The organism is Roseobacter sp., from assembly GCF_039970775.1.
GTDB lineage: Bacteria > Pseudomonadota > Alphaproteobacteria > Rhodobacterales > Rhodobacteraceae > Roseobacter.
This window is the reverse complement of record NZ_JBDVLG010000048.1, coordinates 49341-70131: the sequence shown is the minus strand read 5'-3', so window position 1 is coordinate 70131 and position 20791 is coordinate 49341. Positions and strand designations below refer to the sequence as shown.

Sequence of the window (20791 nt, the reverse complement as noted above, 5' to 3'; positions counted from 1 at the left end):
AGGCACCGTTTCACGGGCAAGATGCCCCGAATATGCCCCTACGCCAGAAATTCTGTCAGAACATTTTGCAGCAACGTGGATACATCGTTGTCAAAATTATTCCACGGCAGGCTGCCACAAAAGGTGATGGACCCGGTTGCGAAAACGCGCCCACCGCCGGGGTGGTTGACCAAAATCATATCGGCATGCAGCGCTTCTTTTTCGGGGCCCCCGGTCAGGTTGGTCAAATGGGTCAGCTGTTCTTCGGGGACCAACATAAACCCGTTTTCGCGGGTGACAGACCGGGCCAGATGCACGGTGTTTTCGGGTGAGCCAAGGCGGTAGTCGATGTGGTCAAGCTCAAACCCCGCAGCGCCATTGCCGGAAAACCCGAAATCCCCGATGACGTCATGTTCGATGCCCTCGAACACCCAGTCGTATTGCGGGTCTGTGCACAATCTGCGGTAGGGGTCGCCGAAGAATTCGCCCTGTGCGGTAAATCCAACCCCGACCAGATCTTGGGGCGCGCGCCCGTTGCGCCGCCATAGCCCGCCGTAGGTACCGTCAAAGGCGTTGTAATATTCGCCCGGTTCCGCCGCCCACGCGCGAATGCCGTCTTCGGCGCGGCGGATTTCTAGCAGGCTGTCGTTTTCGGAATGCACGGCAATGCGCCAGTAAAACCCGTTGCCCCCAAGATAGAGCAACGCGCCCCCGGTATCGCGGTAATCGCGCAACGCATCGAGGGTTTCGGCGGTGTGATATTCGGGGTGGCTGGCGGTGGTCAGCGCCTTGTAGCCTGCAACTGCGGCGGCGCCGTGGGTGTGCAGGTCCTGATCGGTGACCAGATCGTAAGAAATGCCCTTGGCGTGCAGCCAGCTAAGCAGGTGACTGTCGGCCTGAAAATGCCGCAGGCCTGAACAGGGCGTATTGCCAAAGGTGACGTATCCGGGGCGCAGATTGAACAACGGCCGACGGTGCGAGGCGTGGCTAATGCCGGACCCATCGCTGTGGGTGTTATAGGTCGATAGCCCGTATTGCGGAAATTCGGCAGGGTTGTAAGGGTAGGCGCCCCAGTTGGTTATTTTGTCCTTCCATGAGGCATTAAAATCGGGCCGGGCATGGTTGCCATAAATGGCATAGGTGTACGTCGACACCAAAACGCAAAGGTCAACGTGGCGTTGGCCCAAAGGTGGGCACACAAAAAACGGGATCGCGTCTTGGTGGCCGTCGCATTCAAGCCGCATCAGGTAGGCGCCCGAGGGCATATTGTCGGGCACGGTAAAGGTAAAATCAGTGTCCCAGTCAAAATCGTAGATGTCATCGTCGTGAAAATGGATCGCGGCGTAATGGGCGGGTTTGTGGGTCCAGTTCATCTCTGATCCGTCCCAATCGGCGCTGGTCATCGCGCGCGTGGGGAAGTTGATCAACGTCAGGTCCGGGCCGGTGGTCGCGTGGGCGGTTGTTGACGAGATCCCCGCGCTGAAATCCCACGCGCACAGGGGCGTGGCGTCAACTGCAAGTGAAGGTGCCTCAATCTTGCCGTTGAAATGCGCGACCACTTGGGTACCGTGCAGGCGGGCCGCGACCATCGGGGCCCCAGACAACGTGGGGTGCGGCGCCAATTGGCCATGGGTCTGGCTGGGGGCAGGGGCATTGCGCCCCAATGGGGTCTGCGTGATCGTGGCGGTGCCATCGGCGTCGATGTGAGCTTTGATATGGTACCACTGGCGCAACTTTAGCGGCGTATCCGTGGATACGGTTTGTGCGCCCAACTGAAGGCTGGCGGCACCTGTTGCATCTAACTGCAGGGCCAGATCTTCGACACTGAAAATGCACTGGCAGCCGTCCAAACGTCGCGTTGGATACACCGTTGCGTCCACCGTTACGGCGGTGCCTGTTGGCACCGTGACGTAGGCGTTGGCGATACCGTAGGATCCCGCAAAAAACGGGCGTACGACGGAGGGCACAGATCGGGGCGTGAAATAATCCGCCGCGTCTTCTTCAACGATCCCTTGCCCGGCTGGGTTCGGGTCTGCCGAGATCGAACGCACAAGCCGCGCGTGAAACGGTTCAGCGGCATAAGACGATACTTTGAATGCAATGGTGTCGCCCGGACGGGCCGAAAGTTGGTCTGCATAGCCCAGCAAGGGCGGAGTGGTGCGCGTGTCGGTCATTGCAGGGGCCCATAAATAAGGTCGGGCAACAGTATTGCCCAAGATGGAAAATAGAATGCGAATAAAGGTATCGGGATATGGGGGATCAACAAGGGCGTATTGCCATTATCGCAGGATTGGTGACTGCTGCGCATGCATTTACGCAAGGTTGCCGGAATAATCTGCGCCAATGGCGATGAGGGGCATGCGATGTCGCATTGGTGGCCAAATCTGATATCACACCATATACGATCATATTGAATGGATGGCACTTTGACAGACACGATGACCCGGCACCCCATCGGCGACCCCGAATTTGACGGCCTCTGGATCCACGACCCGGTGCATCACGCGTATCTGCGAAATGATGTGCAACGGCAGTTGGATCTGTTCGTTGGGACGCTGCGCGGGGACGGTGGTTTTGACGTGCCCGATTTTGCGGGGCGCCCGTTGGGTGACGGCCCGCAAGAGCTTCACACCACAACGCGCATGGTGCATTCGTTCGCTTTGGCCAAACAATTTGGGTTTGCGGGGTGTGATGCGGTGATTGACGCAGGCATGCAATTTCTGTGGCGCGCGCATCGGGATCAAACGCATGGGGGGTATTTTTCCGCCGTGACCCATGACGGCGCGCCCGCCGATGATACGAAACTGGCCTACGGTCACATGTTCGTTTTACTGGCCGCGGCCACGGCCAAGGACGCAGGCCACCCGGATGCAGACCGGATGTTGGCAGATGTGACAGAAACGTTGCAAACCCGCTATTGGGAGGCCGAGCATGGGCGTTTTGCAGATGAATTCCGCGCCGATTGGAGCACGTTTTCGACCTACCGGGGCCTGAACGCAAACATGCACGGGGTCGAGGCACATCTGGCCGCGTTTGAAGCCACAAATGATGCGGCATATCTGAACCGCGCCGGGCAGATTTTGGGCTTTTTCTTTGATGACCTCGCGCCGGCCCATGGGTGGCGGTTGCCGGAACATTTCAATCAGGATTGGACGGTGGATGCCGGGTACGAGGGCAATCCGATGTTTCGCCCTGCCGGGAGCACGCCGGGCCACAGCTTTGAGCTTGGGCGGTTGTTGTTGCAATACTGGGACCTGAACGGGCGCACAGACGCCCATGCGCCCTCAAAGGCCCGGCGCGTGATCGAACAAGCGTTGCGCGATGGGGCCCACCCGCAGGGCGGTATTATTTACACGTTGGAAAACGGGCAGGCCGCAAAACAAGACCGGTATTGGTGGCCGGTCACAGAGGCAATCGGCGCGCTTGCAGCCCTGCAAAAGTATGCGCCGCAGCCTCAAGACGAACACCAGTACCGGGCGCTTTGGGCCTTTGCAGACGCTCATTTTGTCGATCATGACCGAGGCGGATGGTTCCCCGAAATTGATGACACCGGGCGCCCGGTGTCGCGGCAGTTCTTGGGCAAGCCAGATATCTATCACGCGATACAGGCAGGATTATTCCCCCCCGTTCCGGCCTTGTCGCGTTTGGCCAACCCCTAAAAAAGCCCGCCAGTTGTGCCAGTAGACCGCGCGCCCTTCATGCAGTAGCGTTCGAATGAACCCCCAATCCACGCATGGGGTTTGCGATCATCTGCGCGCCAAGGGCGTCGTTCTCAAACAAGAGGTACCATCATGTCCACGCTCAAACGTCGCATCGCGGCGGGCCTTAAAACGCGCGCGCTCTGGCTCGAGGCGGGGTCCCCCGTCATGGCCGAAGCTGCCGTTTATGCGGGGTTTCGGTTTCTGTTGATCGACAACGAACACGGGCCCGCATCAATAGAAACGACGGCCCATATGGCGCGCGCGATAGAGGCCGCTGGGGGGCATCCGATGGTCCGTGTCGCGGCCAATGATCCGGTGCTTTTGAAACGGGTGCTAGAAATCGGCATCACGTCTATCATGATCCCGCAGGTGAACACAGTCGATGAAGCACGCGCAGCTGTTGCCGCATGCCGCTACCCGCCGCAGGGCACGCGCGGTTTCGCCGGGGACATCCGCGCAAGCCGGTACGCCTCTGCGACCGACTACGTGGAGACGGCCAACGATAATCTGACGGTGATGTTGCAAATCGAAGACCCCATCGGGGTCGAGAACGCCGCAGATCTGGCCAAGGTGGATGGGGTCGATATGCTGTTTGTCGGACCCTACGATATGTCAGGCGGATATGGAAAACTGGGCGCGACCAACTGCTCCGAGGTCGAAACCGCGATCGCAGGTATCCAGAAAATCGCGGACCAATCCAACATGCCACTGGGGACAGTGCCCCGCGACGGGAAATCAGCACAAGATCTGCTGCGCACGGGCTTTCAGCTGGTGATTTCAGGGTCCGAGATAGGTTCTGCCATGGCCGCCATGCGCACCGATATCGCCGACATGGACCCAGACTGGCTCTGACAACCCTGCGTCTGTTTCACGACGACCGACCGTGCAGCACAGAAATGTGACCGGCAAAGGCCGGAACGTATCGGCGAGTGTTTGCCAAAAATGTGCAATTGCGTCAGGTTGGGCCGCATGGAACTTCTTGAACCGACCCACGATGTGTTTTTGATCATCATGTCCTGCCTTGTTGCGCTGGTTGCGGGCTTTACCGGCCTGTCGTTGACCCGAGACTTGTCGCGCAAACCTGTCTTGCAACGACAGCTGTCTATTGCGCTGGCCTCTATCGCGTTGGGCGGTGGGATCTGGTCGATGCATTTCATCGCGATGCTCGGGCTGAAACTGCCGATCTTGTTTTACTACGATGCCGCAATCACGTTGATCTCGGCGCTGACGGCCGTGTTGATCGTGGGGGCCGCGTTGGTGTTGTTGCACTTCGTCAAACGGACGCCGCTGGTGATCAGTGCCGCGGGCGGAATGGTTGGCGTGGGCATTCTGGGGATGCATTATATCGGCATGGCGGGGTTGCAGCTGTGCCGCGCGATTTACACACCGGTCGGTCTGGTGGTCTCGTCGGTGGTGGCGATCTGTTTGTGCGTTGTGGCGTTTTGGGTCGCCTATGGTCGCCGCGAAAACCGGAATATCTTTTTGGGGACCGTGTGCTTTGCCATTGCGGTGTGTTCCGTCCATTTTTTCGCGATGGCAGGCACCAACTACACGGCTGTGCCCAGCCTGACCGAGTTCGGCCCCACAATGAGCAACGAGGTCTTGGCGCTGGGGGTGATCGTCTCGAGCTTTCTTTTGTTCGGTACGTTTTTGTGGGTCAGTGTCACGTATCTTGTGGCCGCACCTGCGGACCCACAACCGACGCCCGAGGCGGCCCAGAAAGACGACACGCCGGCCCTGCCTCAGGGTCTTCAGATCCCATGCGAACGAGACGGCGCGCGGATTTTTATTGCGCCGCAGGATGTCGCACTGGTGCGTGCCGATGGACATTATACCCAAGTCTACACCGAAGATGACCGGCTGTTTTGCGTGTGGCCAATAACCGAAGCGACCAAACGGCTGGTCGGTACCGGCTTTTTGCAAACCCACCGCAGTTATCTGGTGAACCCGACCAAGGTGGCCCGCTTTGAACGGGCCAAAGATAAGGGGCGGTGTTTGTTTTCAGCGGATGATTTGCCCGCCGTTCCGGTGAGCCGGTCCAAGCTCAAGTCGATTCAGGATGCTTTGGGTGCGCAGCGCGGCGCAGTTCATGCAACCTAAGGCGCATTTCGTGCAAAACGCCTGTATTTCATGACATTTCACGGGCCTTGCATACAGCCGCATGCAAGCCTGACCTCCAGCAAGAATAATCGCTTTTAGGGAGGAGAGCCGATGATTCCAGCGGCATTCGAATATTACCGGCCCAAAGATATGGCCGGCGTTTTGGCCGTTCTCGAGGAACACGGAGACGATGCGCGCGTTATGGCGGGAGGGCACAGCCTGATCCCCATGATGAAACTGCGCATGGCTGACGTGCCTCATTTGATCGATCTTCAGGATGTCGGCGGCATGTCCGACATCGAGATCGACGCAGACACCGTACGCATTGGTGCGCTCGTCACCCAAGCCGACATCATTGACCACGTGGCACTTGGCGTAGCAGCCCCGATTTTGCGCGAAGCGGCGTTGCAAATCGCGGATCCGCAGGTGCGTTATATGGGCACTGTGGGCGGCAATGTGGCAAACGGCGACCCCGGCAATGACATGCCCGGATTGATGCAATGTCTTGATGCAACGTTTTCCCTTGTAGGGGCGGATGGTGCGCGTGACGTACCGGCGCATGAATTCTACGAAGCGGCCTACATGACGGCGCGTGAAGACGATGAGGTGCTTACGGGTGTCTCGTTCCCGCTGCCCAAAGGCGGCTATGCCTACGAAAAGCAAAAGCGCAAGATCGGTGACTACGCCACGGCGGCGGCGGCGGTGCAGATCACCAAGGATGGCGGTATGTGCACGTCTGCATCAATTGCGATGACCAACCTCAGCGACACGCCGGTTTATTCCGAAGCGGCCGGTGCTGCATTGGTTGGCACGTCGCTGGATGATGCCACGGTAAAAGCTGCGATGGCGGCAATGTTAGATGACATTGATCCGACGGAAGACAACCGCGGACCCATCGCATTCAAGAAACACGTGGCAGGTGTCATCCTGCGTCGCGCAATCGAACGCGCCTGGTCGCGGGCCTGAGGCATTGCCTCACGGAACCACGCGATAGGGCCAAAAAGGAAACCCCATGTCTAACAAAATGCACATCAAGCTGAACGTGAACGGCAAGGACGAGGAATTTCTCGCTGAACCACGCGAGCTTTTGATCTACACGCTGCGCGAGCGGCTGAACATCACCGGGCCGCATATCGGCTGTGAAACCTCGCATTGTGGCGCCTGTACCGTCACGATCGACGGCAAGTCCGTGAAATCCTGCACGCTGTTTGCGGCGCAGGTGGATGGTAAATCTGTGACCACCATTGAAGGGATCGGCGGGCCGGATAACCTGCACCCCTTGCAAGAGGCGTTCAAGGAACACCACGGTCTGCAATGCGGCTACTGCACGCCGGGGATGATCACCCGCGCGACCAAATTGCTGGAAGAAATCCCCAACCCCACCGAAGAAGAAATTCGGTTTGGCATGGCCGGGAATATCTGCCGCTGCACCGGCTACCAGAATATTGTGAAATCCATTCAGGCCGCCGCGGCCGAGATGAATGCAGCCAAGGAGGCCGCAGAATGAAAGACGACGTAGACAACCGCGAAGACCGCGTCGCCAATCTTAAAGGGATGGGCTGCTCACGCAAACGGGTCGAAGACGCACGGTTTACCCAAGGCAAGGGCAACTACGTCGATGACGTGAAACTTGACGGAATGCTGTTTGGCGATTTCGTGCGCTCCCCTTATGCGCACGCCCGGATCAACGGTATTGATACCTCTGCCGCGCTTGAGGTTCCTGGTGTTCTGGCCGTTCTGACCGCCGCAGATCTTGAGCCACTGGGCTTGCACTGGATGCCCACACTGGCCGGTGACAAACAGATGGTTTTGGCGGACGGCAAAGTGCTGTTCCAAGGTCAAGAAGTTGCGTTTGTTGTCGCCGAAGATCGCTATGCCGCAGCGGATGGCATCGAGGCGGTCGAGGTCGATTACGAAGAGCTCGAAGTGCTGGTGAACCCGTTTGAGGCCCTGAAATCCGACGTGATTTTGCGCGAAGACACGGTTGATGAAAACGGCAAAGCCACCGATGGGGCGCACGGACCGCGCAACCACCCCAACCATATTTTCACATGGGAAGCGGGCGACAAAGAGCCAACCGAAGAAGTCATCGCCAACGCCGATGTGGTGGCCGAAGAGACGATGTACTACCACCGGACGCACCCGTGTCCGCTCGAAACGTGCGGGTCTGTTGCCTCTATGGACAAGGTCAACGGCAAGCTGACGTTGTGGGGAACATTTCAGGCGCCCCACGCGATCCGTACAATTGTTTCGCTGATCTCTGGTCTGGAAGAGCACAATATCCGGGTGATTTCACCTGATATTGGCGGCGGGTTTGGCAATAAGGTTGGCGCCTATCCGGGGTACGTTTGTTCGGTTGTTGCGTCGATTGTGACGGGCAAACCGGTCAAATGGATCGAAGACCGGATGGACAACCTGATGAGCACCGCATTCGCGCGGGATTATCACATGACCGGCAAGATATCGGCCACGCCAGAGGGTAAAATCACCGGTCTGCATTGCCACGTCACCGCCGACCACGGTGGGTTTGACGCTTGCGCCGATCCGACCAAGTTTCCGGCTGGGTTCATGAATATCTGTACGGGGTCGTATGATATTCCGACGGCATATTTGGCGGTTGATGGGGTCTATACCAACAAAGCGCCGGGTGGTGTTTCGTATCGGTGTTCGTTCCGGGTGACCGAAGCGGTCTACTTCATCGAACGCATGATCGAGGTTCTGGCGATCAAGTTGAACATGGATGCCGCAGAGCTGCGCCGGATTAATTTCATCAAGAAAGAACAGTTCCCATATACGGCCGCATTGGGCTGGGAATATGACAGCGGCGATTACCACACAGCTTGGGACAAGGCGCTTAAGGCGGTCGATTATGATGGGCTTCGTGCGGAACAAGCGCAGCGTGTCGAGGACTTTAAGGCCGGCAAAACGCGCAAACTGATGGGTATTGGGCTGTCGTTCTTTACCGAAATCGTGGGCGCGGGCCCCGTGAAGAACTGCGATATCCTTGGGATGGGTATGTTCGACAGTTGCGAAATTCGTATTCACCCAACGGGGTCTGCGATTGCGCGCCTGGGCACGATCAGCCAAGGGCAGGGTCACGCGACGACCTTTGCGCAAATTCTCGCAACCGAGATTGGTCTGTCTGCCGACAGCATCACCATCGAGGAAGGCGACACCGACACCGCGCCTTACGGTTTGGGCACCTATGGGTCCCGGTCGACACCTGTTGCGGGGGCCGCGGCTGCCATGGTTGGGCGTAAAATCCGGGCCAAGGCACAGATGATCGCGGCGTATCTGCTTGAAGTGCACGACGATGATGTCGAATTCGACGTAGATCGGTTTGTGGTGAAAGGCGCGCCTGAAAAGTTCAAGACGATGAAGGAAATCGCCTACGCGTCCTACAATCAGCCTATTCCGGGGCTTGAACCGGGCTTGGAAGCGGTCAGCTATTATGATCCGCCCAACATGACTTACCCGTTTGGGGCCTATGTCTGTGTGATGGACATTGACGTTGACACGGGTGTTCCAGAGATCCGCCGTTTTTACGCGTTGGATGACTGCGGCACACGGATCAACCCGATGATCATCGAAGGGCAAATCCATGGCGGCCTGACAGAGGCGCTTGCCGTCGCATTGGGTCAAGAGATCGCCTACGACGATATGGGCAACTGCAAGACGGGCACGTTGATGGATTTCTTCCTGCCAACCGCGTGGGAAGTCCCCAACTACGAGACCGACTATACCGTGACGCCAAGCCCGCACCACCCCATCGGGGCCAAAGGTGTCGGCGAAAGCCCCCATGTCGGCGGCGTGCCGTGTTTTTCCAATGCGGTGCAGGATGCGTTCCGCCCGTTTGGCAACACGCACACCAATATGCCGCATGACCATTGGCGCATTTGGCGCACCGCCAACGAGCTGGGCTTGCACGAGTAACGGTTGCACACCCCACCCTTGCGCAGGATCGCATGAGGGTGGGGGCACTTTAGGAATTTGAGATGACTTGGACTGATCTACAGACGGCCCTGGCCGCTGACGGATATGTTGCATCTGACGATTTGAGCGTGGCGATGCATTTGGCGCTTACGCTGGGTCGGCCGTTGCTATTGGAGGGCGCTGCGGGCGTCGGTAAAACGCAGCTGGCTGCGGCTCTGGCCGGACACCGCGATGCCAAGCTGATCCGTTTGCAATGCTACGAAGGTTTGGACGCGGCGCAGGCCATCTACGAATGGAACTACCAACGTCAGTTGCTGACGATCCGTGCTGCGGCTGAGGATGGCGAGACAGGGAAATCTGTCGAAGATCGCATTTTTTCACGGGATTTCTTGCTGGAACGGCCCTTGCTGGCCGCCATTACCCAAGACGCACGGCCGGTCCTGTTGATCGATGAAATCGACCGTGCAGATGAAGAATTTGAAGCCTACCTTCTAGAAATTTTATCAGAATTTCAAATCACTATCCCCGAGCTTGGGACCGTCAAGGCGACCACGAAACCTATCGTAATCCTGACATCAAACGGCACTCGTGATTTGTCGGATGCGCTGCGCCGGCGGTGCCTGTATGCGTATGTCGACTACCCGGACCGCACCACAGAGCTGGCTATTTTGAACGCCCGCTGCCCCGGTATAGAGGCCCGGTTGGGCGCCCAGATCGTGGGTTTTGTGCAAAAGCTGCGCGAAGAAGAGCTGGAAAAAGTGCCTGGCATCGCGGAAACGCTCGATTTTGCGGCCGCTGTGATGGGGCTGGGGATTGCGGATCTCACGGATGACCCGGCAGCGCTGCAACACACGCTTGCGACGCTGCTGAAAACCCAAAACGACCGCGCGCAGATCACACGCGAAGTGGCGGGCCGTATCGCGGGGCGTGCGGCATGACCCGTGTGACCCGTTTTGCGGGCCGCGATCCCGGCCCAGCTGCGCGGGTGTCGGGGTTTGTGGCGCATTTGCGTGAAAACGGGCTGCGCCTTGGTGTGTCAGAGGCCGCGTTGGCATTGGAGGCGTTGTGCCATGTGGACGCCGCCCAGTCAGAGCAAAGCCGACAGGCGCTGAAGGCGGTTTGCACCGGATGCAAAGAAGAGGTGGAGCAGTTCGATGCCCTCTTTGACAGCTATTGGATGGATGCGGGGCGGGTCAAACAAAAGATCGTCCCGACCCAACCCAGCAACACCGACGATAACATGCATTCGTCCCGTGATGCGCAGGGCCAAGACGCGGGCGGCGCGGGGGCCGCGACCACACCCGACGGCGGTGATGGCGAGACCGAAAGCGACGGCGAGGGCCGTTTGATCGCCACGCAGGTCGGCAATTTGATGCGCAAGGATCTACGTGATCTGGTGCGCCCCGAAGACATCGCCGAGGCAGAAGTTGTTGCGCGCCGGTTGGGGTGCGCCTTGCGGGATAGGCGGTCGCGTCGGCGTATCGCGGCACGCAGGGGCGACCGGCTGCATTTTCGCAAGACGATCCGCGCCAGCCTTGCCACCGGGGGCGAACCCTTGCGGTTGATGCGCAAGCACCGCCCGGACCGCCCGCGCAAGATCGTGGCGTTGTGTGATGTGTCGGGGTCGATGACGGTTTATAGCCGCGTATTCCTTGCCTTTTTGGCCGGGTTGATGCGCGCCGATACCACGTCTGACGCCTATTTGTTTCACACCCGCCTTGTGCGGATCACCGAAGCCCTGCGTGACAAAGACACCATGCGCGCGATTGGCCGTATGTCGTTGATGGCGGATGGGTTTGGCGGGGGATCGCAGATTGGGCCATCGCTCGCGCGTTTTGCCAAAACCTACGCGCGGCGGTTTGTGGACGGGCGTAGCGTTGTGTTGATCCTGTCTGATGGGTACGATACTGCGCCCGCCTCCGAAATGGGTGCGGCGCTTGCAGCGCTGAAAAAACGTGGCTGCAAGATCATCTGGCTCAATCCATTGAAGGGTTGGCGGGGGTATGCACCTGTGGCCGAAGGCATGGCCGCCGCCTTGCCACACCTCGATCTGTTTTGCGCGGCCAACACCCTTGCGGATCTGGCTGCATTAGACCGAGAGGTCACGCGCATATGACCCCCGCCGAATTTCTATCCGACGAATTGGCCGACGTCGCCCAAGACCTGCGAACCAAAGACGAACCCTTTGCGTTTGCCACCATCGTGCGCACTGCCGGTGCGACGGCCGCCAAACCGGGCGCCAAGGCGTTGCTGGGCGCGGACGGCACGATTTTGCACGGCTGGTTGGGGGGCGGATGCACCCGCGGGGCAGTTAAAAAGGCCACTCTGACGGCGCTCAGAACGGGCCAACCGCAGTTGGTTTCGGTCGCGCCCGAGGAGTTATTGGCCGAAATGGGCGTCAGCCCCGGCGACGAGGTAGACGGCACCAGTTTTGCGCGCAACGGATGCCCGTCCAAGGGCAGTGTCGATATCTTCATCGAGCCGTGTTTGCCGATGCCGCAATTGGTTGTGTTGGGCGGGTCCCCCGTCGCGCAGGCCCTGATCGCGCTGGCGCCGCAATTCCATTGGGCGGTTGTCACCAACTTGCCCGCGACGGGCGATGCGGCTGGTCCGCACCACAGGGTGATCGTGATCGCGACCCAAGGGCAAAAAGACGTGGCGACCTTGCAGGCGTCGGCTGATGTACCAGCCGTGCATGTGGCCTTTGTTGGCAGTGCCCGGAAATTCGCAACCCTCGCAGAAAAGCTCGTGGGGTTGGGGGTCGCGGCTGATTGGGTCAATGGGGTCAAGGCACCTGCGGGGCTTGATTTAGGCGCGGTCACACCAGAAGAAATTGCGCTGTCGATCCTGGCTGATCTTGTGCAAATCCGACGCGCGCAGGTGGGCGTCGCCCATGCGTGATGTTGCGGCGATCATACTGGCCGGGGGGATGTCACGGCGCATGGGGGCGCAGAACAAACTGCTGTTGCCAATCGCCGGGTGCCCGATGATCCGCCATGTTGTGCGGCAATACAAAGCGGCCTTTGACGGCCCTATCGTCGTTGTGGCAGGCCATGATGCCCCAGACGTAGAACGCGCGTTGGCGGATTGCGATGTGCAATGCGTGTTCAATCCTGACTATGAAACCGGGCAGCAAACGTCGGTCGCCGTGGGCTTGCGGCATGCCCCCGATGCGTCGTCCTTGTTGATCGGGTTGGGCGACCAACCTGTGCTGCAAGCTGCCGACATTCGCGCGTTGTTGGATGCCCATGCCGCGGCAGGTCGTGGTAAAATATCGATCCCGGTGAGCGACGAGACAAGGGGGAACCCAATCGTCGTGCCGCATGGGTTGCGTGCTGGTCTAACCGCCGACCCCGCACGCGCCGGCTGCATGCGGTTCACCCGTGAAAATCCCGCGCTGGTTCAGCGACATACGTTGCGAGCCGAAGGGTTTTACAAGGATATAGACACGCCGGATGACTATATAGACCTTACACATGAAGAGGGTTTAACCTTATGAAAAAAATAACTAAACTCATCTGTAAGCTGCGAAAAAAGGCCGCGCTGACGTGCGAGCAAGCAGACCAGATCCGATTTCCCTGTTGTTAAGAAAAGGACACGCTATGGAACTCTCTGACGAGATCGTCATCAACGCCCCCAAAGATCAGGTTTATGCGGCGCTGAACAACCCAGAAATCCTGCAGCAATGCATTCCCGGATGCGAAGAACTGATCAAGCACTCTGACACAGAACTTGAGGCAAAGGTTGTCTTGAAGGTGGGGCCGGTCAAGGCCAAATTTACCGGCGATGTGGTGCTGGATACTGCAGGTGCGCCAGATGCGTTTTCATTGACCGGAAAAGGCAGTGGCGGGGCTGCGGGCCATGCAAAAGGCGGTGCAGATGTGACCCTGACGGCAGATGGCGATACGACGATTTTGCGATATGACGCAAAGGCCGATATCGGCGGCAAACTGGCCCAGTTGGGCAGTCGTTTGATCCAAAGCACGGCCAAGAAACTGGCTGCGAAGTTCTTTAAGTCCTTCGCGGATGTCGTCAACAAAGAACCTGCGGCCTGATCCACGGCGGCGCAACACGGCCCACAGGGGACCCTGTGGGCCAGTGATACCCCCGATTTAGGGGCACATCGCAGTGCGACATGCCATTTGACGTGCTCTGCACAATCTAGGCGTGTTCTAATCTTGGATCGCTACACTTCATTGGAAGTTTTGTAAGCGTTGCATCACCCCTAATCCCTGAGCTACCCTTAGAAGACATTGGTAGAAGTTGCGACATCTGGCAAAGAGGTCCCCTAGACCAAGCTGTTCGCGCGGCATTGGCGCTGGTCGCGACTATTCGGCTGCCTGATTTGACGTTGTTTTTGGGGGGCTTGATTCGTGCCTGATGATTGGGCCCTTCTCAATGATCAACCCGGAGGTTCCCACGACACAGGAAAAAGTAAACCCGCTTCTTGATCGGATGCTCGGAGACATGCGCATCAGTGGTATGCGGCAGACGCCGCAAAAGGCTCACAACCCGACTGCCCTGAAACGCCAAAAGAAGGTCGAGATGCTGTTTGCTGATCTCAAAAGCACCCTCGGCTTGGGTAGGCTCCGATTGCGAGGTCCATGCGGCGTTCAGCACGAGTTTACACTCGCGGCCGCCGCCCAGAACCTCCGAAAGCTAGCAAAACTCAAGCGGGTGGTTCCCCCAATAGGTTAACAAGTAGCGTGAACATTGGGCATCCGAGACAAATCAACGCGGTAGCCAGTTTCAACGTTCAAAAACAAACAACTTTTTCAACAAAGTAAGCCCATTCGTGAATTGGTTTTCTATGCTACGGGTGCTTGCAGCGCGGAAATTTCTGCATACGTCTAAATGCCCGTACTGTCGCACAGTGCGACAAAGCAATCGATTGGGGCAGTCCGTGTATCGTCAAGGGTTTGGGCATCTCATTCTTCTGTCTCTTACGGGGCAAAACGTACTGATCCGGAATGCAGACCAATCGCAAAAGATGTGCAGTTTCTGAGCAGCTCGGCTGGGCAGATCAAATACCGGGCTTTTGCAACCAGGACGGCTCTATCCGATTGCGCGCGCAGTTGATCAAAGTATGGTCGATGCAAAAAGGTACCAGATGAAGATTGCGATTTGTGGTTGCGGTATAGGCGGTCTTGCAGCGGCCATTCTGGCAAGTCGCGCTGGTTTCGACGTGACGGTGTTTGATCAGTTTGACACACCAAAATCCGTGGGGTCGGGGTTGGTCATCCAGCCCGTTGGATTATCCGTCCTGAAACAACTGGGCGCTGCTGAGGCCGCTTTGGCAAAGGGTGCCAAGGGGTTTCACATGATCGGCCGTGAAGCCAGAAGCGGGCGTTTGGTTCTAGATGTTACCTATGGCGCTCCTGGGGGCGAAAATTTTGGCTTGGGGATCCACCGCGCCAGCTTGTTCAGTGCTCTGATGGATGTTGCAAAAGCCGAGGGCATCGCGGTCACCGGGCAACATCGCGTGATATCCACGAGGTTAGACGGTCAGGGGCGTTTTGTCGATTTTGGAAATGGTAAAACCCTTGGGCCGTTTGATCTGGTGATCGATACGATGGGCGTGGGTTCAACCGTCAGTCGATTGGTGGCCAAGCCGCTGCCCTATGGTGCAATCTGGGGGACTGTCGATTGGCCAGAAAACTGTAAACTGCGGTACGATTGTTTGCAGCAGCGGTATCGTCGGGCGTCGCATATGATCGGGGTGTTGCCTATTGGAACAATACCCGGTGACGTCGCGCCAAAGGCCGCCCTGTTTTGGTCTATGCCCCGCACCCAAATCAAAAATTGGCAGCACATGCCAATCGACCAATGGCGGCGGCAGGCCACGGCACTTTGGCCAGATCTCGCGCCTTTTACGGATCAAATCACGGATCACAGCCAAATGATTCCTGCCGTGTACGGCCACGGCAATCTACGCAAGCCATTTGGTGAGCGCATTGTACACATCGGAGACGCCGCACATCGCGCGAGCCCCCAATTGGGACAAGGTGCAAATATGGCGCTGCTAGATGCAGCGGCATTGATCAAATGTCTTGAATTGTTCTCACTTGAACAGGCTTTGCCAAAATATGTCAAAGCACGCCGATTGCACACAAATATATATCAGGCGATGAGTTGGGCCTTTACGCCAATGTATCAGTCAGACAATCGCGCTTTACCGTTTTTGCGTGATTACGTTTTGAGCCCCCTCAGCAAAATTCCACCTATGCCCACTGTCTTAAGCAGCCTTGTAAAGGGCTCTATGATCGACCCAATGCGTAAACTGCCCCCAAGCTGAAATACTGAAACGCTCCTGCAATCGCCAACGTCCGCTCTGGGGGCGCTGCAACCCAGCAATAGATGACCAGCTCAAGGTCCGGTCTGGGCCGTTCATATTGGTCGAGTCGAGATCGTTCGACAGGGTCTCGGTGATGCGTAAATTTGGATTAATAATTTGATTTTATTTAGAAATTATTCTCTATTAGGTATGCTCTGCTGATTCAATTCATCGTACAGACGGGGAGGATTTGGCGATGATGGGACCTAGGTAGAAAGCGCAGGCGGCGCTGTTTTATCAGTCCTCTCTGGAGGATCACGTCCCGCAAGATCACCTGCTGCGGTCGATCGACCGGTTCGTTGATCTGAGTAGTATCCGCACGCATCTATCCGATTTCTACAGCCATACTAGGCTGCCGTTTCATTCATCCTGAGCTACTGATCAGCACGCTGCTGGTGGGGTATTGCTTTGGTATTGGTTCGGAACGTCGGCTCTGCGAAGAGGTTCATTTGAACTTTGCATATCCCTGGTTCTGCCGTCTCGACCTGACCGACTGAATTCCAAACCTTTCTATCTTTTCCAAGAACCGTCAAAGCCGTTTCCGGGAGAGTGATTTGCTGCGCCATGTGTTTGAGTTGACCGTTGCGCGCTGCATGCGCGAAGGGCTGGTCGGCGGTCACGGGTTTGCCGTTGACGTCAGCCTGATCAGCGCGGATGTGCAGAAGCAGAACTCTAGCAATCTTGATGACTGGGCTGCCCGCGAGATCGACCCAGACGACGCGCCACGGGCAGTGTGAGAGTATCTTGAAACCTTGGATGATGAAGCGTTTGGTGCGGCCTCGACCGTCAAACCGAAGTTCACAGCTCATGCCGACCTCGCCAGTCAGTGGACTGCGGCGCGCAAAGGGCGTGTTTTCTTTGCGTATTCTTGCAATAATCTGATTGATACGCATCACTGCGTTGACGTGGATACTTGCCGGGCGAATAAAACCGCCAAAGTGGGTGTTATGCGTGAGATGCAGGACCGGGCCGAAGAACGCTTCGGCATGAAGCCAGACGGGATCGCAGCAGATACCGCGTACGGCTCATCCGATAAACTGGTCTAACTCGCGCTCGAGCGGCAAACTCTCCCCTTCATACCGACCTTTGACAAGAGCGAGCGCACGGATGGCAGGTTCTCACGATCCGACTTTACATGGAATGATGAAAACGACATCTGCATCTGTCCTGGCGGTAAAGAAATGGAACATACCTTGCACACCTATTCCGATCCCCTGTGAAACACACCAAGCTGGAAAGCCTGCAAGTATCGGGTGCTTAAGTCCGATGGTGCCGGGGGCGCGCTGAAGGGAAAGTGTTGCCCCAAGTCAGAAGCGCGCGCAGTCCACCGGGAGAAATTCGAGATCGTAGGAGACTTCGCCCGTTAATGCACGGCGTCGGAGCCTCAATATCACCGCCCAAAACCTCCGGAAATTGGCGAAAATCAAGCCTATGGCCCCTGCTTTTGGGTAAGAGAGCAGACCAGCTTCGGATCTCTCAATAAATTAACGCGATGACGCATCTTAAGGCGCAAGAAAAGAAGTAGAGGTCTTCAACAAAATTAACCTAAAATGATCACGCCAAAAGATAGGGTAGACCGTGCTGAGCAAGGATTATTTACGATCTCAAAGAGCTGCGCCTGAACGCATATTTGACACGTTGCTTTACAATCACAGCTATCGAAACTGCGATTTTTTTGGGGGTGTGTGCAACGTTTGCGAAATTTTCTGTCTTGTTGCCACAAAACGCTGTAATCTTAGCTTGGATTCGGAAGGGGCGCTGGAGACCACTATGTTTGGGGTTGCGGCAAAATAGGACACCAATTGGAAATGCCTGGCGTCAAACATTACGGCTTGGCTGCGGTTCTTGTTGCCGACATCTATGGCTATTCAAAATTGATGAGCCGCAACGAGGAAGAAACCTCGGCGCGTGTTTCCAACGCTATCAATTTGATCCGACAATTGGCAACCGACTACGGCGGTACCATCAAAAACATCGCAGGCGACGGCGTTTTGGCGTTGTTTAACGGTGTGGCAAATTGCGTGAACTTCTCTGTCGCGATGCAACAGGAATTCATGAACGACGCGGTGTGGAATTCCGGCTCCGATCCGATCTCTTTTCGCATTGGTATCAACATCGGTGAGGTCCGTGAGGGGCATTTTGGGTTGCATGGCCACGCGATTAACGTCGCGGCGCGGCTTCAATCTTTGGCAAAACCCGGCGGGATATGCGTGTCCAAGGCGGTATCTTTGGTGGTACGCGAAGAAACCGACGTGCCGCTGACGTCGCTGGGAACCCCAGTGCTCAAGAACATTGATGAGGTCATTGAAGTCTTCGAGGTGGAGCCGGGCGAAATACCGGTTCGAAAATCGATGAGGACACCCAACATCGTCGAACGGGCACCGCCGCCACGGGAGGTTCCGGCGACATCGGTTGCTGTCTTGCCGTTGGATAACCTGTCTGGCGCGCCGCAGAATGCGCATCTGTGCAATGGGATTACCGGCGATATCATCTCTAATCTGACGCGGTTCAACAACCTGCATGTGATCGCACAGCAATCCTCTAGCTTGTTTCAGACCCGCCATGTGCCGATCCGTGAAATCGGTAAAAAGCTGGGCGTCAGGTACCTTGCGACGGGCGGCTTTCAACGGGCGGGCAGTCAGCTGCGGGTGCACATCCAACTGGTCGAGGCCGATTCCGGTCGGTCCGTTTGGGCCGAGAAATTTAACGGCGATATCGAGGATATCTTTTCCTTTCAGGATGAAATCACCGCCGTGATTGCGTCGTGTTTATCGGTGAAAATTGACAAAGCTGAACGGCAACGACAACAGCGCACGGCCCCATCGGATCTACAGGCCTACGGGCTCATTTTGCGCGGGCGTGAGGTTTACAAACAACCGCGTCGCGAGCTCAACCTGCACGCCCGGCGTTTGTTTGAGCAAGCGGCCCTCGTGGATCCGAACTATGCGGTGCCCTATGCCAGTATTTCGCGATCGTCAAATGACGCGTGGCGGTTTGATTGGGCCGAGAACTCCGAAGCGGCGTTGGATGATGCGATCGCCAAGGCCGAGATGGCGTTGCGGTTGGATCCTGATGATGCGCAGGGGCATGCGGCTTTTGCCAATGCCTGCCTGTACAAACGTCGCTATGACGAATCGCTGGCAGCGTATGAACGGGCCATACAGTTCAACCCGAACAACGCGGATATCCTCGCTGAAATGGGCCACTCTGCGAGTGTATGCGGCGACCCTTTGCGCGCGGTCCAACTGATTGAACGCGCGATGCAGCTAAACCCATTTTACCCTGATTGGTACCTGTGGCATCTGGGCGAGACCTACTTTGATATGAACGACTACGAAGGGGCCATTCGAACGCTGAACCAGATGCGCGACAAAACCGAGGCGTACCGTATGTTGACCGCCAGCAATGCGTTGTTGGGCCGGATGGATATCGCAAAACAACACGCTGCGCTTATCCTTGAAACCCATCCGGAATTTACGCTGACGCATTGGGCCAACGTACCGCCAGACCGCAACCCGGGACCTCGTGACCGACTGATCGAAGGGCTCAAAAAGGCAGGGCTTCGGTGACCGGTGGCGGCGCTTCACAAACCCTGCAAGGGGATGAGCCGCCGGAGTTTGATCTGCGACCTGCGCGGCTGGATGATTTTGAATTTACCCGGCGTTTGTACATTGCCAGTATGCAACCCCTTCTGACCGCATTGAACGCATGGAACCGCGATACCATCGAAGCCGCGTTTCGCAGCTATTTTGACCTGAGCGAGATCAAGATTGTGGTGGTAAATGGCGTTGATATTGGTTGGCAGCAGGTGTCGATCACGGAAGACGCGTTGTGTCTTGATCAGTTGCACTTGGTCCCGGAATCGCGGTGTCGGGGGATTGGCACGGCGTTGATCGGCGCAATTGTCGCAGATGCACGTGCCCAAAAGAAAGACGTGACCTTGTCTTTCGTGAATGGCAACCGAGCCCACGCTTTGTACCGCAGGCTTGGGTTTAATACGATGTCGCGCGACAAAACCAAGACCTACATGCGGCTTCTCACCACGCAGGCCTAGTCGCGTTTTGCAGTGGTGCGTTAGTCGCTGCCGCCGAATGCTTTGCCGCCGCTATAGGCCTTGCCACCACTGTATGCTTTTCCGCCGCTATAGGCTTTGCCACCGCTGTAGGCCTTACCGCCACTATAGGCTTTGCCGCCCCCGTACGCTTTGCCGCCACTGTGGCCGATGCCGCTGTCTGCGCCCAGTTCTGCCTCTAGCAAGATTTGTTCTAAAGGCCCGATTTCAGGGTCCAACCGGATCGAAAAGTCGGACTTTTCATTGGCCCAAACCCGCAGGTCATCGGCGAATTTCAGGTTCCGCAGGGGCAACCCGCCCTGATCGACGCTGCCGCGACCACCGTTCCCAACCGCTTGGGCATCCTCGGCAGGCGCGCCGTCACCGTGGACCAGAAAAATCTGTGGCCGCGCGAGATCATAGTAGTGGCCTTCAAAGCTGAACCCGAAAATGCGGGCAAACCGGGCATTGCTGCTGGCCAGTTGCTTATCTACAAAATTCGTCGCGTCCTCTTGATCCGGTCGCGTGGTCGCGGCGGGGGTTGTCCCGTCGGCGTCATCCTTTGATGCGTTCGGGCCGTCGGCCTCCATATAAACGAAGTCGTCGAGTTCTCTGCCAAATAGCATGATCGTTGAAAAATTAATTAATCTATCACCCACGTTTGTATCCTTTCAAATACATGGCAGGGCTATG

16 protein-coding genes and 2 pseudogenes are annotated in these 20791 nt (G+C 57.1%); 16 read left to right on the top strand and 2 right to left on the bottom strand.

All coding sequences use genetic code 11. The features are described 5' to 3' along the window. Positions 1-38 precede the first annotated feature (38 nt). Positions 39-2153 carry a N,N-dimethylformamidase beta subunit family domain-containing protein gene (locus ABJH13_RS11900; protein ID WP_348406432.1) on the bottom strand — a complete coding sequence of 705 codons (2115 nt, stop codon included), beginning with the start codon at positions 2151-2153 and terminating at the stop codon, positions 39-41. Between the two features lie 252 nt (positions 2154-2405). Here ABJH13_RS11900 and ABJH13_RS11895 point away from each other — a divergent pair, with 252 nt between their 5' ends. From ABJH13_RS11895 to ABJH13_RS11820, 16 genes and pseudogenes are all read left to right on the top strand, one after another. Then, complete coding sequence (locus ABJH13_RS11895) at positions 2406-3638, top strand: AGE family epimerase/isomerase (protein ID WP_348406431.1); 1233 nt, start codon at positions 2406-2408, stop codon at positions 3636-3638. A gap of 132 nt (positions 3639-3770) precedes the next feature. Then, on the top strand, positions 3771-4532 hold the full coding sequence (locus tag ABJH13_RS11890) for an aldolase/citrate lyase family protein (RefSeq protein WP_348406430.1): 762 nt from the start codon (positions 3771-3773) through the stop codon (positions 4530-4532). Between the two features lie 117 nt (positions 4533-4649). Next, positions 4650-5780, top strand: coding sequence for an MHYT domain-containing protein (locus ABJH13_RS11885; RefSeq protein ID WP_348406429.1), 1131 nt, complete (start codon positions 4650-4652; stop codon positions 5778-5780). A 111-nt stretch (positions 5781-5891) separates the two neighbouring features. Next, entirely contained in the window at positions 5892-6746 is an 855-nt protein-coding gene (locus ABJH13_RS11880) for a xanthine dehydrogenase family protein subunit M (RefSeq protein ID WP_348406428.1), read from the top strand. A 46-nt stretch (positions 6747-6792) separates the two neighbouring features. Continuing rightward, on the top strand, positions 6793-7287 hold the full coding sequence (locus ABJH13_RS11875) for a (2Fe-2S)-binding protein (protein ID WP_348406427.1): 495 nt from the start codon (positions 6793-6795) through the stop codon (positions 7285-7287). After that, the gene (locus ABJH13_RS11870; RefSeq protein WP_348406426.1) at positions 7284-9713 is read left to right on the top strand and encodes an aerobic carbon-monoxide dehydrogenase large subunit; all 2430 of its coding nucleotides are present in this window, start codon (positions 7284-7286) and stop codon (positions 9711-9713) included. The genes ABJH13_RS11875 and ABJH13_RS11870 overlap by 4 nt, the downstream gene beginning before the upstream one ends. A 62-nt stretch (positions 9714-9775) precedes the next feature. Then, positions 9776-10651: a MoxR family ATPase gene (locus tag ABJH13_RS11865; protein ID WP_348406425.1), complete on the top strand. Its 876-nt coding sequence runs from the start codon at positions 9776-9778 to the stop codon at positions 10649-10651. Then, entirely contained in the window at positions 10648-11829 is a 1182-nt protein-coding gene (locus ABJH13_RS11860) for a VWA domain-containing protein (protein ID WP_348406424.1), read from the top strand. The genes ABJH13_RS11865 and ABJH13_RS11860 overlap by 4 nt, the downstream gene beginning before the upstream one ends. Further along, on the top strand, positions 11826-12614 hold the full coding sequence (locus ABJH13_RS11855) for an XdhC family protein (RefSeq protein WP_348406423.1): 789 nt from the start codon (positions 11826-11828) through the stop codon (positions 12612-12614). Before ABJH13_RS11860 ends, ABJH13_RS11855 begins: the two co-directional genes overlap by 4 nt. Then, positions 12607-13212, top strand: a complete 606-nt coding sequence (locus ABJH13_RS11850; RefSeq protein WP_348406422.1) for a nucleotidyltransferase family protein — start codon at positions 12607-12609, stop codon at positions 13210-13212. Before ABJH13_RS11855 ends, ABJH13_RS11850 begins: the two co-directional genes overlap by 8 nt. Before the next feature lie 103 nt (positions 13213-13315). Beyond that, positions 13316-13768, top strand: a complete 453-nt coding sequence (locus ABJH13_RS11845) for a carbon monoxide dehydrogenase subunit G (RefSeq protein WP_348406421.1) — start codon at positions 13316-13318, stop codon at positions 13766-13768. A 463-nt stretch (positions 13769-14231) separates the two neighbouring features. Beyond that, positions 14232-14411 (top strand): annotated as a pseudogene (locus tag ABJH13_RS11840) (transposase); the annotation flags it as partial. A 412-nt stretch (positions 14412-14823) separates the two neighbouring features. Further along, on the top strand, positions 14824-16008 hold the full coding sequence (locus ABJH13_RS11835) for an NAD(P)/FAD-dependent oxidoreductase (protein ID WP_348406420.1): 1185 nt from the start codon (positions 14824-14826) through the stop codon (positions 16006-16008). 268 nt (positions 16009-16276) lie between these two features. After that, positions 16277-17390, top strand: a pseudogene (locus ABJH13_RS11830) (transposase); the annotation flags it as partial. A 465-nt stretch (positions 17391-17855) separates the two neighbouring features. Next, complete coding sequence (locus ABJH13_RS11825) at positions 17856-19616, top strand: tetratricopeptide repeat protein (protein ID WP_348406419.1); 1761 nt, start codon at positions 17856-17858, stop codon at positions 19614-19616. After that, complete coding sequence (locus tag ABJH13_RS11820; RefSeq protein WP_348406418.1) at positions 19613-20101, top strand: GNAT family N-acetyltransferase; 489 nt, start codon at positions 19613-19615, stop codon at positions 20099-20101. Before ABJH13_RS11825 ends, ABJH13_RS11820 begins: the two co-directional genes overlap by 4 nt. Positions 20102-20121: 20 nt before the next feature. Here the strand turns inward: ABJH13_RS11820 and ABJH13_RS11815 are convergent, their stop codons facing one another. Then, positions 20122-20757 (bottom strand): hypothetical protein, encoded by a 636-nt coding sequence (locus ABJH13_RS11815; protein WP_348406417.1) that lies wholly within the window; start codon positions 20755-20757, stop codon positions 20122-20124. Positions 20758-20791: the final 34 nt, after the last annotated feature.

Excerpts from the sequence above, each read along its gene's own strand:
- ABJH13_RS11900 (WP_348406432.1), bottom strand. The coding sequence starts at position 2,153 with ATGACCGACACGCGCACCACTCCGCCCTTGCTGGGCTATGCAGACCAA.
- ABJH13_RS11890 (WP_348406430.1), top strand. The coding sequence starts at position 3,771 with ATGTCCACGCTCAAACGTCGCATCGCGGCGGGCCTTAAAACGCGCGCG.
- ABJH13_RS11885 (WP_348406429.1), top strand. The coding sequence starts at position 4,650 with ATGGAACTTCTTGAACCGACCCACGATGTGTTTTTGATCATCATGTCC.
- ABJH13_RS11880 (WP_348406428.1), top strand. The coding sequence starts at position 5,892 with ATGATTCCAGCGGCATTCGAATATTACCGGCCCAAAGATATGGCCGGC.
- ABJH13_RS11875 (WP_348406427.1), top strand. The coding sequence starts at position 6,793 with ATGTCTAACAAAATGCACATCAAGCTGAACGTGAACGGCAAGGACGAG.
- ABJH13_RS11870 (WP_348406426.1), top strand. The coding sequence starts at position 7,284 with ATGAAAGACGACGTAGACAACCGCGAAGACCGCGTCGCCAATCTTAAA.
- ABJH13_RS11865 (WP_348406425.1), top strand. The coding sequence starts at position 9,776 with ATGACTTGGACTGATCTACAGACGGCCCTGGCCGCTGACGGATATGTT.
- ABJH13_RS11860 (WP_348406424.1), top strand. The coding sequence starts at position 10,648 with ATGACCCGTGTGACCCGTTTTGCGGGCCGCGATCCCGGCCCAGCTGCG.
- ABJH13_RS11855 (WP_348406423.1), top strand. The coding sequence starts at position 11,826 with ATGACCCCCGCCGAATTTCTATCCGACGAATTGGCCGACGTCGCCCAA.
- ABJH13_RS11850 (WP_348406422.1), top strand. The coding sequence starts at position 12,607 with ATGCGTGATGTTGCGGCGATCATACTGGCCGGGGGGATGTCACGGCGC.
- ABJH13_RS11845 (WP_348406421.1), top strand. The coding sequence starts at position 13,316 with ATGGAACTCTCTGACGAGATCGTCATCAACGCCCCCAAAGATCAGGTT.
- ABJH13_RS11835 (WP_348406420.1), top strand. The coding sequence starts at position 14,824 with ATGAAGATTGCGATTTGTGGTTGCGGTATAGGCGGTCTTGCAGCGGCC.
- ABJH13_RS11825 (WP_348406419.1), top strand. The coding sequence starts at position 17,856 with ATGCCTGGCGTCAAACATTACGGCTTGGCTGCGGTTCTTGTTGCCGAC.